The sequence below is a fragment of the Vibrio jasicida CAIM 1864 = LMG 25398 genome (genome assembly GCF_000400365.1).
Taxonomy (GTDB): domain Bacteria; phylum Pseudomonadota; class Gammaproteobacteria; order Enterobacterales; family Vibrionaceae; genus Vibrio; species Vibrio jasicida.
In genome coordinates, this window is sequence record NZ_BAOG01000170.1 from 1 (window position 1) to 18965 (window position 18965).

Annotated in this window: 7 protein-coding genes; 6 read left to right on the plus strand and 1 reads right to left on the minus strand. The window is 47.3% G+C overall.

Annotated elements, in window-relative coordinates; genetic code table 11:
- Positions 1 to 9850 (minus strand): tandem-95 repeat protein (locus VJL_RS26060; protein WP_038882254.1); only part of this gene is annotated, 9850 nt, incomplete at its 3' end.
- A 200-nt stretch (positions 9851 to 10050) separates the two neighbouring features.
- On the opposite strand from VJL_RS26060, the gene VJL_RS26065 reads away from it, so the two are divergent.
- The 6 genes from VJL_RS26065 to VJL_RS26090 all read left to right on the plus strand — a co-directional run.
- Positions 10051 to 10404: a hypothetical protein gene (locus tag VJL_RS26065; protein ID WP_038882255.1), complete on the plus strand. Its 354-nt coding sequence runs from the start codon at positions 10051 to 10053 to the stop codon at positions 10402 to 10404.
- A 12-nt stretch (positions 10405 to 10416) separates the two neighbouring features.
- Positions 10417 to 11766 carry an HlyD family type I secretion periplasmic adaptor subunit gene (locus VJL_RS26070; protein WP_038867460.1) on the plus strand — a complete coding sequence of 450 codons (1350 nt, stop codon included), beginning with the start codon at positions 10417 to 10419 and terminating at the stop codon, positions 11764 to 11766.
- A 3-nt stretch (positions 11767 to 11769) separates the two neighbouring features.
- The gene (locus VJL_RS26075) at positions 11770 to 14001 is read left to right on the plus strand and encodes an ATP-binding response regulator (protein WP_038882256.1); all 2232 of its coding nucleotides are present in this window, start codon (positions 11770 to 11772) and stop codon (positions 13999 to 14001) included.
- Positions 13976 to 15400 (plus strand): TolC family protein, encoded by a 1425-nt coding sequence (locus VJL_RS26080; RefSeq protein ID WP_038882257.1) that lies wholly within the window; start codon positions 13976 to 13978, stop codon positions 15398 to 15400. The genes VJL_RS26075 and VJL_RS26080 overlap by 26 nt, the downstream gene beginning before the upstream one ends.
- Entirely contained in the window at positions 15390 to 16976 is a 1587-nt protein-coding gene (locus VJL_RS26085) for an ATP-binding cassette domain-containing protein (RefSeq protein WP_038882258.1), read from the plus strand. The genes VJL_RS26080 and VJL_RS26085 overlap by 11 nt, the downstream gene beginning before the upstream one ends.
- The coding region (locus VJL_RS26090; RefSeq protein WP_038882259.1) for an ATP-binding cassette domain-containing protein at positions 16973 to 18965 on the plus strand (1993 nt) is incomplete at its 3' end. The genes VJL_RS26085 and VJL_RS26090, both read left to right, overlap by 4 nt.

Consider the following 18965-nt stretch of genomic DNA (forward strand, 5'->3'; position numbering starts at 1 on the left):
CCGTTGCATCACCGTCAACCACTAGGTTAGATGCGGTTAGCGCGTCGCCTTCTACATCCGATGCTTGAGCAAGAAGCTGCTCTTGGCTAAGCGTAATTGAATTGTCTTCATCGACACTATAAGCCAAGTTGCCCGATACAGGTGCGTCATTGATTGGTAAGACATCGACAGTGAGGTAAGTATCGACCTCTGCGCCGTCTTCATCGCGAATGGTCACATCCAACTGCACTTGACCGTTGAAGTTTTCATTTGGCGCAAAGCTGCAAGTCCCATCACCGTTAACTGAAAAGATACCGTCTGGGCCGTCGTAGTTAATACCAACAAGCTCAACATCCCCTTCGACATCCGAAGCATTCAGTAGCACTTGCGATTCACTAAAGGTTAGAACTTGGTCTTCATCGATAGTGTATGCGGTAGGACCTGCGATTGGTGGATCATTTACCTCTAGCACTGTAATGCCAGCAGTGGTGGAATCTGTTGCACCGTCTTCGTCGACTACGACAATATCTAGGCTCACCTCGCCGCTGAAGTTCTCGTTTGGTGAGAAGGTATACGTACCATCACCGTTGATTTCCAGCACACCGTCGTTGCCGCTATAACTGACGCTGTCGATCGCCACTTCACCTTCAATATCAGACGAGTTCGCTAATAGTTGTTCGTTGCTAATGGTGATCGAGTTGTCTTCATGCACTGTGTAAGCCGTACTGCCTGCAACTGGTGGGTCGTTCTCTGGCGTCACGCTCACATCGATATTTGCCGTCACAGTGTCCGTGCCATCGGAAACATCGAAAGTGAAGTTCACATCGCCATTGAAGTTCTCGTTTGGAGCGAAGCTATACGTGCCATCACCATTGTCAGTTAGGACACCGTCCGCGCCTGTGTAAGTGACGCCCTCAACAGATAGATCATCCCCTTCAATATCGGTAGCTCCTGTTAGCAGGTCTGCATCGGTAAAGGTCAGTACACCATCTTCGCCAACAGTAAACGCTTGATCTTGTGGTTCTGGTGCATCATTGACAGGCGAAACCGTTACCTCTAAGTTGGTTGAGACAACATCATCACCATCAGACACATCGAACGTAAAGGTAATATCACCATTAAAGTCCGCATCTGGCGTTAAGGTGTAAGTACCGTCGCCATTATCCGTGATGGTGATGTTTTCGTCATCTGTTGCCAAATTCAGCGCTGTCAGTTGATCACCATCCTGATCACTAGCATTCGCAAGTAAATCTTCTTGCGAGATAAGGATAGAACCATCTTCTTCAACCTGTGCTGATACTGGCAATGCTTCTGGCGCGTGTTCAATAACAGCGCCTGTGGCATTGATATAAATAGTTTGAGAAACCGTCTCAGCATCACCGTTAGACAACTCAGTGGCTGTAGCCGTTACGTTTACCTCTAGCTGTTGATTGAAGTCTTCTGGAAGCTGAATCTGTAACTCTTGATCAATAGCAGTGGTCGGCAGTGTTACAGAGCCATCAGGCCCAACCGTCACTTCGCCACTGTAGATCTGGCTATTTACTTCACCAACATCAATGGTGAAGTTGAAATCGGAATAATCAGCATCACCACCACCGTAAAGATCCTCAAAACCGTAGACCAACTCACCGTCTTCGTTCACAGTAGTTCGGGTATGTTCAATGCCATCTTGGTTGAGCTCAGAGCTCGAACCACCATGGAAGATCGCATCTCCAAACTGGCTTTGAATCACCGTTTCTGAACCGTCAACACCAACAAACACCAGTTGTGGGTCGACGGTATCCATATTGGCCGGCGAACCATCCGTTGCACGGAATTCATATTGACCATCTGGCAGAGCTTCGAAGTTATTGTGGGCATGACCATTTGGAATTAAGAACAGATTGAAGCTTTCCCCTTCCGAAATTTGGAAGCTAAATTGGTCTTGTCCCGGAACGAGGTCACCACCACCGCCAACTTGAGAAGCGTTTTCGTACACCACTTCAACTCCAGTGATATTGCCGTCTTCATCAACTTTGTAATAACCAGCCGCGTTTTGGTAACCCGCCGTCTCACCTTCAAACGTAACCGTGATTTCAGTATCGTTGAAACTGGTGATACCGTTATCTTGATCGTTAAGTACACCTTCGTTGTCGTAACTGATGACGGAGCCTTCTGGCACGCCATCAACGGTCACAGTCAGCGTTTCAGAAAGGTCTTGGTCTACGAGCGCAGCCGCAATATTCAGCTCAACAATGCCGCCTGGATCAACCAAAATGGCGTTATCATCGATCACAGCACCATCACCATCTGTAATGGCAAGATCAGGTGCATCCGCAACCGCTTCAATGTGGACATTGATGTCTTGTTCTACTTCATCCGTCCCGTCAGAGACAGTAAAGCTGAACTGTAAATCACCACTAAAGTGTTCTTCTGGAACAAAGCTAAACGTACCATCACCGTTGTCGGTGACCGTACCTTCATCACCTGAATAATTGATACTGGTAACGGTTAGGTCATCACCTTCAATATCGATAGCGCCATTGAGCAAGTCCCCCTGAGTAAACAGGATACTGCCATCTTCTTCGATGCTATACATGGCTGGTGCGACAATTGGGATATCGTTGACGGGATTAACCGTCAGCGTCATTTCGGTTGATGTGCTTAGCTCGCCGTCGTTCACTTCATAGGTAAACGCAATTTCACCATTAAAGTTCTCAGATGGCGTCACGGTATAGGTACCGTCACCATTATCAACAATGCTTGCATTTGGATCGTTAGTCTCAAGCGCGGTCGCGTATAGATCATCACCGTCTTGGTCGCTTGCATTCTCAAGCAACATATCTTGTGTCACGAGGATAGAGCCGTCCTCGTCCACATTTGCAATAGTTGGCGCTGCTTCTGGCGTGTCGTTGACAAATTCCACTTTCAAATCGATATTCGCCGCCACCACATCGGTGCCATCGCTCACATCAAACGTGAGGTCAACATTACCAAAGAACCCCTGCTCTGGCGTTAACGTGTAAGTGCCATCACCATTGTCTGTTACTTGAACCGTATCGCTCAAGCTCGTCACGTTCACAACAGATAAGTCATCGCCTTCGATGTCCGTCGCTTGAGCCAGCAACTCTGCTTCAGTAATCGTGATGGCTTCGCCGTCTTCTGTGGTGAAGGACAAATCAGGCACATCTGGCAGGTCGTTCACTGGGTTAACGGTGAGGTTTAGATCCGCAGCGACGGTTTCAATCGCGTCAGTTACGTCATAAGTAAATTCGATTTCACCAAAGAAGTTTTCGCTCGGTGTAATCGTGAAGCTACCATCAGCGTTCTCAACGATGGTTGCATTAGGATCGTTGGTCGACAGGTTCACCGCTTCAAGATTGTCACCATCCACGTCCGTCGCGTTCGCTAACAAGTCTTCTTGAGTGATGGTAATCGACCCATCTTCGTCCACGACTGCATCAATAGGACCGCTGACTTCCGGTGCTTCATTGACGATCTCGACATCAATTGAGGCGGTACTTGGTGCACTTGCTTGACCATCACTGATATCGAAAGTCAGATTTACGTCACCATAGAAGTTCGCTGTCGGCTCGAAGGTAAAGGTGTTGTCGCCGTTGTCTGTCAACGTACCTTGTGACTGGTCAACAAGCAGTAGATTCTCGATATGCAGAATGTCGCCATCCACATCGGTCGCACCTGATAACAGATCTTTTGCTTCGATGATGATGGTGCCGTTTTCTAGCATTTGAGTATGCAGCGGCGCACCAGGAACTGGCACATCGTTGACCGGAATAACGGTCAGATCTAGATGGGTATCGACTTCATCGGTGCCATCGAAGACTTTGTAATCGATGTCGACTTCACCATTGAAGTTTTCATTCGGCATAAAGGTGTAAGTGCCGTCGCCATTGTCGACAAGCTCACCGTTATCACCGCTGTAAGAGATATCAGAGATAGACAGCGCATCGCCTTCCACATCACTTGCATTGGCAAGCAGATCGTCCGCGCTAAACGTAATGCCCACATCCTCATCTGTCGACAACACAATCGGACCAGAAACGATTGGCGCATCGTTTACTGCTTCGAAGTTGATGTTGATGATGTTGTCGTCAGTGAGTTCACCATCTGTAACTTGGTAACCAAGCTCAATCTCACCGTAAAAGTTCTCAGCAGGTGTGACTGTCCATGTACCATCGCCGTTGTCGGTTAACGTCGCGTGCTCCGCATTATCCCCCACCAGCTCTAGGTTTTGAATATCAAGAACATCGCTATCGATATCACTCGCTTGTGCTAGAAGCTGTTCTTCTGTGATAACCACAGAGGCAAACTGCGTAGAACCTTCGGTATCAATGGTCACATTTGGCAGATCAGCAGTCAGTTCGATTTCACTGTCACCTTCACGGATATTCAGTTCGACCGTTTCAGTGATTTCCGTGCCGTCCACACCAATAGATGTAAATACTGCTTCATCATGACAAGTTTGCGAAACCGTCATGTTTTGAACCACATAAGTACCGTTACCTTGAATCGTTCCTAACTCAAAGTAAGACACTGGCTCGTTCACCGTTAGAGTGTAATCCGTCTCATAGCTACCACGATCTTCTTTGTGGTAAGTCATTGAGTCGATCAAGTCACCCTCAGAGTTGAATGCTCGAATTTCGACTTCTGTAAAGTGGCGAGACTCTTCCATAAACCAGCCGCCTAGACCATCTAGATGGAAGCTGATTTCGTTGATGTCTTGACCTTCAACGGTCACAGTTAGTTTTTCATCACCACTCAAGCCTTGGCGGTCAGTATCGCCAATACCATGCCCAATGTGTGTGTTACCATTCCACGCACCAAGAGGGTCATCGTTACTCTGAACGGTAACCGTCAAATCACCATCAGTGAATTGACGCGTATAAGGGTCAACTTCATCCCCCCAATCATCCACACTCGCGTTGTCATCAAACGTACCGATTTGTGTCGTATGTGTACCGTTGGCTAATGCCTCATCGTCTGGGATAAAGCGCACTTCCGTATCCGCAGGAACCTCCTGCCCGACTTCTAGCTGTACCCATTCGTCATTTAGATTCGCTTCAATGATGCCGTTTTCAGGGGCTTGGTCGAGACGTAACGCAGGCTCTTCACGCAGAGAAACACCCACGGTTTGGTCTTCTTCCGCTTGAATAAAGATTTCGTCGCCCGCTTCTGGCGCATCGTTGACAGGGTTAACGGTCAGATCCAGCGTGGTCAGAACATCATTTTCGCCATCGCTGATGTTGTAAGTGAAGTCCAACTCACCGTTAAAGTTTTCGGTGTGCGTAATGGTGAAAGAACCATCGTCGTTGGCTACGATCGTCGCATCTGGATCATTGGTTTGCAGGTTGCTGGCAACAAGGTCATCACCTTCAATGTCTGTCGCATTCGCAAGCAACTGTTCTTGCGTGATGGTGATGGAGTTATCTTCATCCACCTCCGCTTGAATGCCTGACGTTTCTGGTGCATCGTTCACCGCGATAACGTCGATGCCTGCGGTTGTTGTATCCGTTGCGCCATCTTGGTCGATGACCGTAACGTCGAGCGAAATGTTACCGTCAAAGTTCTCATTTGGCGTGAAGGTATATGTGCCGTCGCCATTGTCCACGAAGCTACCGTCGTTACCAGAGTAGCTAACATTCGCCAAGGCTACGTCGCCTTCCACATCAGAAGAGTTGGCTAACAACTGCTCGTCACTAATGGTGATTTGACCGTCTTCTTGAACCGTGTACGACGTAGAACCTGCCACCGGTGGATCGTTCACTGGTGTTACGCTGACATCAATGAATGCTGGTGTTGAACCCGTGCCGTCAGACACATCGAATGTGAACTGAACATCACCGTTGAAGTTCTCATTCGGCGCAAAGCTGTAAGTGCCATCGCCATTATCGGTAAGCACGCCATCCGCACCTGTGTAGAGAACGTTTTCGATAGACAGATCATCGCCATCAATATCCGATGCGCCTTCCAATAGGTCGGCATCCGTGAACAGCAAGGTGCCATCTTCTTCTACCGTGAACTGTTGATCTTGCGCTTGTGGCAAGTCATTCACAGGATTAACCGTAATATCCAGACCAACTTGTACCGAGCCACCATCGTTATCAATGATATCGAAGGTCAGGTCTAGATCGCCGTTGTAGTTTTCATCCGGTGTGATGGTGTAACTGCCATCATCGTTGTATTGAATTGTCGCGTTGTCATCTGTCGATAGATTGATGGCTTCAAGGTTCTCGCTATCAATATCGCCCGCTTTGGCAAGCAACTGCTCTTGGCTTAACGTAATTGAGCTGTCTTCGTTGATGGTGTAAGCCAAATCACCCGATACTGGTGGATCGTTGATTGGTAAGACATCGACATTGATGTGAGTATCAACGGTTGCCCCATTCTCATCTTGAATGGTCACATCCAACTGAACTTGACCATTGAAGTTCTCGTTTGGCGCAAAGCTACAAGTACCATCACCATTAACGGTAAAGATACCATCCGAGCCTTCATAGCTGATGCCAACAAGCTCTACATCGCCCTCGATATCAGATGCGTTGGCAAGAATTTGTGACTCACTGAATGTCAGTACTGAATCTTCGTCAATCGTGTAAGACGTTGGACCGGCAACTGGAGGGTCATTCACTTCAATGACGGTAATGCCTGCTGTCGTTTCGTCAATCGCACCTTGCTCATCCGCCACAATCACATCAAGGCTGATATCACCGCTGAAGTTCTCATTCGGCATGAAGGTGTAAGTGCCGTCACCGTTGTCTTGGAATACGCCATCGGTGCCTGAATAGGTCACGCTATCGATGGACACTGCGCCTTCCACATCCGAAGAGTTAGCCAGAAGCTGCTCGTCAGAAATGGTAATTGCGCTGTCTTCATCAACCGTGTAAGACGTTGAACCCGCAACCGGAGGATCGTTCACTGGAGTGACGCTCACGTCCACATTGGCAGGTACGGTCTCAGTGCCGTCAGAAACACCAAAGCTAAAGCTGACATCACCGTTGAAGTTTTCGTTTGGTGCAAAGGTGTAAGTACCATCGCCGTGGTCAGTCAGCACACCATCGCTGCCCATATAGCTAATGCCATCAACTGTTAAGTTATCATCATCGATGTCGGTCGCGCCAGCAAGTAGGTCTGCGTCGGTAAACTGAAGCGTACCGTCTTCTTCAACACTAAACTGCTGGTCTTGAGGAACAGGAAGATCGTTAACCGGATTAACCGTCAGATCCGCCGTTGCTTGGATAGTGTCTGTGCCGTCCGTAATGTTGAATTGGATATCAATATCACCATTAAAGTCCGCATCTGGTGTAATCGTGAAGCTGCCATCATCGTTCGCTGTGACGGTTGCGTTTCCATCAACAGTCAAATCACTAGCAGTCAGGTCATCGCCCTCAATATCAGACGCTTGAGAAAGAAGCTGCTCTTGGTTGAGTGTAATCGCACCGTCTTCATCAACGCTGTAAGCCAAATCACCCGATACTGGCACATCATTGATTGGCAATACATTCACATTGATGACGGTATCAACTTCTGCCCCATCTTCATCTCGAATGGTCACATCAAGTTGAACTTGTCCGTTAAAGTTCTCGTTTGGCGCGAAGCTGCACGTGCCATCATCGTTAACGGTGAAAATGCCATCCGGACCATCGTAACTAATGCCAACAAGCTCTACATCGCCTTCCACATCAGAGGCATTCAACAGCACTTGCGACTCACTGAAGGTCAGAACTGAATCTTCATCAATAGTGTAAGAAGTTGGTCCTGCGACTGGTGGATCGTTCACTTCCAGCACCGTAATGCCAGCAGTGGTGACATCCGTTGCGCCTTCTTCATCAGCGACGACAACATCAAGCGTCACTTCACCATTAAAGTTTTCATTTGGAGAGAAGGTGTACGTACCGTCACCATTGATTTGCAACACACCATCGCTGCCAGAGTAGCTCACGCTATCAATCGAGACATCCCCTTCTAAATCAGAAGAATTTGCCAACAGTTGCGCGTCAGAAATGGTAATAGAGTTGTCTTCGTGAACCGTGTAAGACGTTGAACCGGCCACAGGAGGATCATTCACCGGCGTGACGCTCACATCTACATTCGCTGAAACCGTATCTGTGCCATCAGATACGTCGAAGCTGAAGTTTACATCGCCATTGAAGTTCTCATTTGGCGCAAAGCTATACGTGCCATCGCCATTGTCAGTTAGAACGCCGTCGGTGCCTTCATAGCTGATTCCCGTTACAGAAAGGTCATCGCCTTCAATATCGGTAGCACCTGCAAGCAGATCCGCATCAGTAAATTGCAGTGTGCCGTCCTCTTCCACACTGAATTGTTGGTCTTGAGGAACAGGCAGATCGTTGATTGGATTAACGGTTAGGTCAGCGGTTGCTTGAACGGTATTCGTGCCATCTGAGATATCAAAGCTAATGTCGATATCACCATTGAAATCTGCGTCTGGCGTTATAGTGAAGCTGCCATCGTCATTTTGAGTCACCGTCGCGTTGCTATCTACCGAAAGATTAGATGCCGTCAGTGCATCGCCTTCCACATCAGAAGCTTGCGACAACAACTGTTCTTGGCTCAAACGAATCGAGCCATCTTCGTCCACCGAGTAAGCAAGATTGCCAGACACTGGCGCATCATCGACTGGCGTAACACTGACATCAATGTTGGCTGAAACCGTATCTGTGCCATCGGACACATCAAAGCTGAAGTTCACATCACCATTGAAGTTTTCATTTGGCGCAAAAGTGTAAGTCCCATTGCCGTTGTCGGTCAGGATGCCGTCGCTACCATCGTAACTCACACCTTCAACTGTTAGGTTATCGCCTTCAATATCCGTTGCACCAGCAAGCAGGTCAGCATCGGTGAAGACCAGCGTGCCGTCCTCTTCCACCTCAAAGGTTTTATCTTCAGGCACTGGTGCGTCATTGATTGGGCGAACGGTTAAATCGATAGAACTTGAAACGGTTTCTTGACCATCACTGATATCAAACGTTAAGTCGAGCTCACCATTGAAATCAGCGTCCGGAACCACGGTGAACGTACCGTCACCATTATCTTGAACCGATGCATTCGCACCCACTTGGACGTTAGACGCAACAAGGTCGTCGCCATCAACATCACTTGCGTATTCGAGTAATTGTTCTTGAGTGAAGGTAATAGTGCCATCTTCATCCATGATGTAAGCCAGATCTTGTTCTACCTCTGGCGCGTCGTTTTCACCTTCGACTTTAATTTGGAACGTTTCGCTCGTGGTTTCTGAGTCGAAATCATCTTCTACTTGCGTCGTGGTCTCTTCACTGGTGTCTTGAACGTCCACCGCAAAGGTTTCTTCTGTGGTTTCTGAATCTAGGTTATCACCACCTTGTGAACCTTCAGTACCGGATGAAGAGGCACTTGGCGCAGCCGACGTTTGTACAGCTTGTCCTTGTGCTTCATTGCCTTCTGCGTCCGAACCACCTTCAGAGCCAGAGGCATCGCCGCCACCAACAGCTTGTGCACCCGCACCTGAAGCCGCACCGCCGCTGCCAGCCGCTTCTTCACCAGACCCACCGTCTGATGCCACGCTGTCTACCACGTTCGATTGAGCGGCATCCGAACCACCGCTACTCTCTGGCGCGTCTTCTTGTACCGCACCACCGGACGCCGAGGCTTCTTCTTCAGATCCGGCACCACTTGGGTTGTCTTCCATCGCCTGATTGGCTTCGTCTGCTGCGTCGGTATTTTCAGCACCCGTCGCTACGGTTGAAGCAATCGTATTCTGTTGATTTTGCTGATTCTGCTGCTGGGAGGGCGTACCCGCGTCATTGGTTTCCGTTTGTTCTACCGCGTCATTTAGGTCTTTGTTTTGGTTATTTTGGTTGTTGTCACCTGCCATTACAGCCTCCGTTGCCATTAGCTAACTGATCGTGTTTAGAGGCAGTAAAGGACACCATTCTGGAAAACCAACTTTTTTATCCAACTTTTTTCATACTCATGTTGTTTAACCAGAAAGAGGTAAAAAAAATTTGAAAACGCGATTTAAAGATCCTTAGTTATTGTCATTAAAGCAATTAGGGCGGTGGAACAATGATAAACATGACGAATCTGTTGCGCTCAGTCGACAACAGCCACAAAGGGCTGCAATTGCTATTGGGAGATTTTTATAAGGATTTCAGCAGCGCGGCGATCAACATCGAAATGCTGCATAAACAAAACCGTTTTGAAGAGCTGAGCGGCTACTCAAAAAAGCTGAAAACCATTCTCGTATTGCTTTGTGATGATGATTTACCACCCAAGATGGCAAAGCTGGAACATTTAAGTAAGCACCACTTTCCCGCACCTGATGAATTGATTGAGGACATCAAAACTGAGCTCAATAACGTGAACAAACAAATAAGCCAGCTGTTAGATATCGAAAACTCTATCGATGACAGCGCAGATAATGAATAACAGAGGTGGATCATGAGTAACAAGCAGATCGAGCACCACCTCAGAAAAGCACTCGTTTCCAACAACGAGTCTTCGAAGGTGACCGCAGACGATACGATAGTGCTAGCCAGTGCGATGACCAGCGTACACAAAACATTGCTGGTTATCTTTTTGCTTTCAATGGTGGCGATCGCCGTTGCATCTCAAGCTCGCATCGACATTGTGGTGTCGGTGCGCGGTGAGCTATTGCTGGAATCTGACGTAGAAAAAGTGCAACACCTTGAAGGCGGTATTCTCGAAGAAATGTTAGTGCGCAAAGGCGAAGTGGTTTACGAAGGTCAACCCATTGCGCGCATTCGCTCTTTGGATAGAAACACTCAACTCGATACTGTAAACACAGAAATCATTCAGCTCGAATTGGACAAACTCCGTTATGAAAGCCTGCGTGATATGGTAGAGCCCGATTTCTCTGCCTACATCGAAAAATACCCAGAATTGGTTCAGGTAAATATGAATACCTGGCAGCAAGAGTTTTCCAAAAACCGCTCTAATGAAGAGTTGATCACCCACGACATCAATCACAAGAACTCGTTGATTGATTCTATGCTTAAGCGCCGCAAAAGCTCCGAGAACCAGCTTTCTTTGATTCGTAAGCAGCTCAATATCAAGAACACCTTGTACAAAGAAGAAATGGCGTCTTATGTCGATGTTCTGAATATGCAGGTTCAAGAGTCAAACATGGTGCGTGAGATTGAAAACCTCGATGAGTCGGTCATGAATGAGCGTTTCCAACTGGACAAACTAGAGAAGCAATACCGAGACTTGGTGGAAAATCGCAACTCCGAATACCAAGCGCAAATCATTCAAGCGAAGAAAGATCTCAAGCTAAAACGCATTCTTCGTCCTCAACACTCAGACAAAGTAGATCGTCTTGTGGTCTACGCCCCTATTGATGGTGTGGTGGATAAAGTGCACTTCAACTTCCGCTCTGCCGTGATACCGCCGGGGGAAAGTATCGCGGACATTGCGCCGATTAATAACTCCCTTCATGGCGAAGCGAAGATTCCACGTAAAGACATGGGCTTTGTTGAAATCGGACAGGCAGTCAAAGTGAAGATGGACACCTACAACTTTGCCAAATACGGATTTTTGGAAGGTCGAATCGCGTCGATCAGCCGTTCCTCCTATGAAGAAGAGGACGCTGAATTCTACCTCGCTGAAATCCAAATCAGCCAAAACTATTTAGAGCGCGGAGGCACTCAATTCAAGCTGTCCCCTTACATGGAATTCACCGCCGATGTGAAAACAGGGTCACGTCGGGTTATCGAATACGCTGCGAAGCCGGTTATGTCGGCTATCGAAGACGCGTTCGATGAGAGGTAATGGATGAGTAACAAACCTTCCTACAATATTTCCGTTCCTGTTATGCGCCTAAGCATTGCTTTCAGCTTGGTGCTGGCTGCCCTCGCCTTTTATTTGTATGTCTCTTGGGAGAAAGTGGATTCAGTGGAGCAAGTGCAAAACGCGCCTCTCTTGGTTCAAGCTCAACAACTCAACCAAACCATCGAACTCGATATCCAAACGCTTCAACGCTGTTTAGCCGCACGTTATTGCAGTACAACAGAACTCGATTTTGAGGCTCTGAAGAACGAGATTGACCAGTTTAAGTCTCTCGCGTCACTCAACAAAACCGAGTTTAGCTTGGTGGGCGCGACCGAATATACGCAGCTTGAACTGGCGATTAATCGCTTCTCGGACAGCTCAAAAACACGTGACGATGTGTTGGCACTGTATCTCTCGCTCACCAATAACTACCTCCAAATGGACGACAACTATCGCACCATGTTTAACAACCATGCGAGCGACCTAATGATGGAGAAAAACGAGTTCTTTATTTGGCTATTTATGGTCGTTGTTGTGTTGGTTGGTATCGCCGTCCTATCGAATTTAGTGGCAATCCTAAAACTGAAAAAATCCAATTCGAATGAGCGAGACATTGACCAAGAATTCGATGGGCTTTATCAAGAGCTCAAACAACTGGATTTACAAAGGTTGGAAGAGTTGCTGAATGAAGTGAGCATCAATCCGAAACAGCGTCAGATCTACTCTCACCTAAAACTCATTTTCAGCAAACTCGAAGAGCAAAAACGTAATAACGATCTCTACAAGCAACTCTATGCTCTGATTGGTTACGAGATTCGTGGCATCACCAACACCATTAACGGAGGCGTGCAATATCTCGTACAAGAGACCGATGAGAGCGGCGTGTTGATGGCGCAAGATATAACCTCGGCTGCCAATACCCTGTCTGAATTGGCAGAGAACTACAATCGACTCATTTCACAAGGGACCGAGAGCAAATCGAAAGAGTTTTCACTGCTGAATGTGCTGTCTGAATTGATGATTCACATCAGCTCCAAAGTGCAGCGAAATGAAGGTGAGCTAGACTGCTTTATCTCAGATAACTTACCAAACCGTGTTGAAGGACAGTCCACCAGCTTATTCTGGGTGTTGTTCCTTCAGCTATCGAATGCCATCCAACTCAAAGCCGATAAGAAACTGTTTGTCACTATTGAATCGGGAGCTGCGTCAGACATTGAAAACACTCGCCTGACCATCAATCTAAACTTCTTAACCACACTGGATGTGCCGTTTGCCAAGCTCAATACCCTACACTGGAGCGACCATAAACAGCACACCGCAACCAAAGACGATTTGGCGAAAAGCGTACTGAAAGATTATGGCTATTACGAGAGCCATTGGTATCAATCGGGCAATCAGGAACGTTTTCAAATTCAGCTCGATTTAAAAGCCAAGAGCTTCCACACCGAGAAAACTCGCTTCGACAATAAACGTTTGTTGCTATGTGCCAACTCTCAGCTGCGCATTGATGTAATGAACAAAATGTTGGTCAACTTAGGATTAGAGATCACACCAATTCGCACCCCGAACGAGCTCTTCTCTGCTGCAAAAACCTTTGGCGAATACGATGCCATTATGCTGACCGACACGTTCGAACCAAACAAGCTGCCCTCACTAAGCAAAACGGTGAAATCGCAACTGCGCACTCACCCGAACACCAAGTTGTTGCTTTCAGTCACTAGCACTCAGCAAGCACAAGAGAGCCATACCTTTGTCGACAAGATTCTGAACTCTCCTGCGATTCCGTATGAGTTCATCCCTAACCTATTGGCAATCATGGAAGCGGAAGCCTCTGAAGATCAGATGGAGAACAGCTCATTCCTAATTGTGGAAGATGACCGTGTTCAACAGATTCTACTCAAACGTATTTTGAGCAAGCAAGAATACGAAGCCGACACCGTTGGCGATGGCGCAGACGCTGTTCAGCACTTCATGAATCAGCGCTCGGACATCATTTTTATGGACTGCATCATGCCAGGCATGGGCGGTATTGAAGCAACCAAACGCATTCGACAATACGAACAAGAAAGCGGACAAAACCCTTGCACCATTATAGGTGCGACAGCATTGACCAGCAGTAATGAACACCAAGCTTGTATCGAAGCTGGAATGGATTACGTGATCAGCAAACCTTATAAAAACGACGAAATCATCAAGGTGATCAACAAATATGTGGCGGTACAGAAACTTAACTAGCTGCGTATTGGCGGCACTAACATTGAGCAATGCTCCTTCGGCAATGGCGACCACCTTGCTTGAGGCGGTCAAACTCGGCTTGGAAAACAACTTATCTCTGCGCGCTAGTGACAAAGGCGTGGAGGAAAACGAATACAACATCGACATTAGCCGTTCTAAGTTTCTACCCTCTTTAAACGGTGCCGCTGATACTACATGGAATGAAAACGAGACCATATTAACGGGAACACCGGATACACGTTCTAGCTACAACTCGAACAGCTACAGCGTGTCTTTATCCCAATCGGTGTTTAACCTTGGCGACATCTTCAAATACGGCACCGCGAAGCTTGATTTCAACATTGAAGAAATCAAACACGAGAACAAAATCCAGAGCACCATTTCTGAAATCGCGACGCAATATTTCGAGTACCTGAAAAACAACGCGCAAATCAAAGCCACCAAAGTCGAGCTTAAATCGTCTGAAACACGTGAACGCCAAATGCGTCGTAACGTGGAACTTGGCAACACTGCGGCGAGCGAGTTGTATGAGGTGATTGCTCAGAAAGAAGGCATTGCCAATCGCTTAAGAACCTTAGAGAAAGACCGACGTGTGATTTTGAACGGTTTAGAGATTCAAGTTCAATACCCAGTCACCCCATCGCAGGACATCTACGAAAGCGTGCCCTTAGCAGAAATCAGCGAGACCGAACAACGCGTAATTCTTGAACAAGCGTTGAAGCTCAATAACGACTTATTGGTTGCGAAGAAGACCGTAGAACGTAGTCGAAGAGGCTTGAAAGAAAGCGGTTCAAACTTCGTTCCGACCGTATCGCTCTCTGCCAGTTACCGTTACGACGATGCAAACAACTATGACCGAACCGACCCAACCGCAACAGGGGACAGTAACTCCACCAGCGTCGGCTTAAACTTGAATGTGCCGATTTTCTCCGGCGGTTCGGATTACTACGGTTATCAAAAATCATCAACTGCCATCGAGCGAACGGAGTTACTGTACCAAGATTCGTTGTTCACAACGCGCAATAGCGTTAATACCTCAGTGCTCAACATTAATGACTTCTCCCGCGCCATCAGCAGCTACGAGAACATCATCCGTGCAAACTACGCTTCCTACAAAGGCATTCAACGCGCTTACCAGCTTGGTACGCGAACCATTACCGACTTACTGGCAGCGGAAAGTAAACTGTTTAGCGCGCTACGTGATTACGAGAGCGCGCGCTATGACTACATCATTGAATCGATCAATCTTGAACAAATCAAAGGCATGTTGTCGGTGCAATCCATCGAAAGCATCATGCAGTTGATGAGCGATATCGAAGGCAGAAGCAATCAAGACTTAGTTCCAAAACACCTTCTCTCCAAACCATCGATTAAGAAAGGAGGTCGCAATGCAAACTGAGCATTTTTCCCAAAAGATTAACTTTGCAGACAAGTGTTACCTGACTTTCTCGACGGTCATCTCGACGCTGTTTGGCTTAGTACTGCCCTTTTCGATACTGATTATTTTTGACCGAGTTTTACCTAACCAAGCCAAAGACACGCTGTTTCTTCTGTTTGCCATTATCTTGATCACCATCTTCCTCGACTATCACTTAAAGAATCAGGAAGAGAAGATTTCGTCTGTGATCATGAAGCAATTCGAAACCAACTTAACCAACAAGGTGTTTCAATCCATCTGTTTGGCTGAGATATCGAAGTTTCGTCGCCTAGAACCCGGTGAATACTTAGAGCGTATTGCCACCATTCCAGAGATTAAATCCTTCTTTGGCGGAGAATCTGTACGGGCACTGATCAACCTTGCCGTCAGCATACTGACCATTCTGATTATCGGTCTGATCAACATCTGGGCAGGGGTGACTATCTTTCTCGCCTCCATCGTTTTGGCGATGTTCGCACTCAGTCTTTCCAAGCAAAAAATCAACAGCCTAGAAAACAAATCCGACATCGAAGGCTTAACTACCTCTAAAATCATCGAGATCATCTCTAGCCCACTCGATATCAAAGCTCGCAATATGGAGTATCGCGTTGAGAGCCTCATGACACAAATGGTGGAAGAGCGTGAAGTCGAGAACATCAAATACGAGCAAATCGAATCAAACTTCAGCCTTATCTTGTCGCTCATACAACAGCTCTCCATTGCTTGTGTGGTGGTAGTTTTGGCAACGGCAGTTATCAACATGCAATCGAGCCAAGGCATCATGGCAGCCATCATCATGCTTACCAACCGCTACTTCGCCCCATACCAGCAAGTGATGCGCACGGTGAGCCGCTGGGAGTTGAACAAGCTTCATATTCAACGTATCGCCGAGTTGCTTGAGCTTGCTGCGTCTGTAGAACAACAAAATGACACGACAGAAGTCGAGCGCATCTCGGTGAAGTATTCGGAAAAACAACGCATTGAGTTTGAACTCGGTCAGGCTTACTTGCTGACGGGGAAAAGCGGCGCAGGCAAAACCCATCTTGCCAATTGCATTACGCGGCAAAACACCGACAGCAAACTGGACATTCAAATCAACGAGACACCGCTCGATGACGTTAATTACAACGTCTGGCGCAATAGCGTGCTCATGGTCGACAAAACCAGCTCGTTCGTCGAAGGGACCATCATCGACAACCTGACTTGTTTCCGCCCGAGCTTAAACAACACCGCATTTGCGCTTTGCGAAACCATGAACATAAAAGCACAAATCGATGCCCTTCCCGAGGGTTTTTACACCGAGCTCAAAGGGCATTTACGCAACCCATTCTCGCGCCAAGTTGCTTATGCCTTGCTGCTAGTGCGTGCCTTGCTTGCAAACAAACGAGTGTTGATCTTCGACGACATCGACTGTGTTTATGATGACGACTTTGCTCGATTGGTTTTGACCAGTACTGCGTATCGTGCCAACGACAAAATACTCATCATTGTCAGCAATAAGATGGACAAACTCAATCATCGCCTCAAACGCGTCAAACTTACCGGAGGTGACCAATGAGTATTCTGGTTGATTTTAATAATGTCCCTCAGCGCTTGTTGGACTTTGAGGCTCGCAGTTATGACGAGCGATACAATCAGTCACCTTTGATTCGTGGTTTAGCTTACACCCTCATTGCACTTGAATGGGAAGGCACACCTTCTATCCTCAGTGACGCTTTTATCCCTAAACCAAAAGACAGCGACAGTTTTATCGCCACGATTGAACGCCTTGGTTACCGTTGTGACGTCACTAAATTAAAAACGTTGGAGCACATCGAGGGGCACCCTCATCCTTGCTTTATCGAGATAGAAAACCTCACTGCGATTTTCTTGGGCACTAAAGACGGCAAACTGATCCTGTTTGATTACACCAATAACAACACCATTGAATACCCGCTCTGCAAGAAGCCATGTTTGTTGGTCTCGATCAGCGAATACTCCCGCTTGTTCCGAGAGCCACCACCTGAATCTCAAGACCGCAGTAACTGGATTAAATACGCGTTTTATCGCTACAACAATGAACTCAAAAGCCTGATTATTCTGAGCTTTGTCATCAGTATCTTGGGCGCACTCCAACCCTTCTTTATCATGAGTGTATACAACTTCGCCTTGACGTCTAGCTCGCAAGCCACGCTCTATTGGCTCACGTTGTTTGCCGTGATTGTTGGATTTTCGGAATACTTTTTTAAGAAGATGCGAGTCAACATCATTGCCACTTCAGGTAAGGACTTGGCGGTGCACATTTCTCAAGCGGTTATATCCAAGCTGTTATGGCTCCCTTATGCTATGACATCCACCGCTGGCGTGTCTTCTCAGTTGGCGCGTTTGAAAGACATCGACACATTCCGCCGATTGGTAACGGCAGAGTCGACCTTGAGCTACTTCGACATGCCGTTTGTTATCGTGTTCATTGTCGCGATTGCCATCATGTCAGGAACCGCTGCGTTGGTCGTCATGGCGGGTTTGATTCTGATGTTGGTGTTCTGTGTTTATTCTCGTTACATCTATTCACAAGCCACGTCGAAGAGCTCTCGCGCTAACGCCATGGTTTCTTACCAATGGAATGAGATTCTTCGCGGCATCAAAACCATCCAAGGCTTGCCACTATTGCGCGTTATTCAATCTCGCTTCAGCGCTTCACACATGCAAAGCACCAACGATGCTGAAAACGTTGCGGTGACCAACAGTAAGGTTCAAGCCGCAGGTGGCAGTTTGATTCAGGTGATTGGCACCGCAAGTATCGTGACCGCGGTTATCGGCGTTATGGATGGCACATCTGATGCCGGTGCCATGCTTGCAACCGTAATTCTAGTCTGGAAGGCGTTAGGTCCGATAATGGGTATCTACAACTCCATTTCCAAATTCCAATCGATTAAGGCGTCCTCTGCGCAAATCAACAACCTTATGGCAATGAATGACGACAAGCTAACATTGGAGAAAAGCCCACCTATTCGCCTCTTCCAAGGCAGCATTGTCGGCAGCGGTGTGAGCCATCGCTACACTGGCGCAGCTACGGGCTTAACCAATCTCGGATTTAAAATTGCCCCAGGGGCGAAGGTGGTGATTTGTGGACCGACTGGTTGCGGTAAAACCACGCTAATTTCCATCCTTGCGGGTTTAGAAGATAGATACCAAGGCGCAGTGTCGGTAGACGGTTACAACATCAAACAGTTCAACAGCTATCGCTACCGAACCTCGATTAACTACATCCCGTTTAATTTGCATATTTTTGAAGGCTCTTTGGAAACTAACTTCATCTTGCATAATGGACTCATCCCTACAGAAAAGATGCAAGAGATGGTGAGCTTTTTCGAACTCGACGCATGGCTGCCAGAAGGATTGAACACTCAGCTAAGCGTAGATAAATGCAAGAATTTACCTAACGGTATTCAACAGAAATTGCGCCTCGCGCTGGGGCTTGGAAGCTGTGAGCAATCACTGATCATCATCGATGAGCCATTTAATGGCGCTGAGCAAGAAAATGCCCAGTACTTCAACCGCTTGTTCA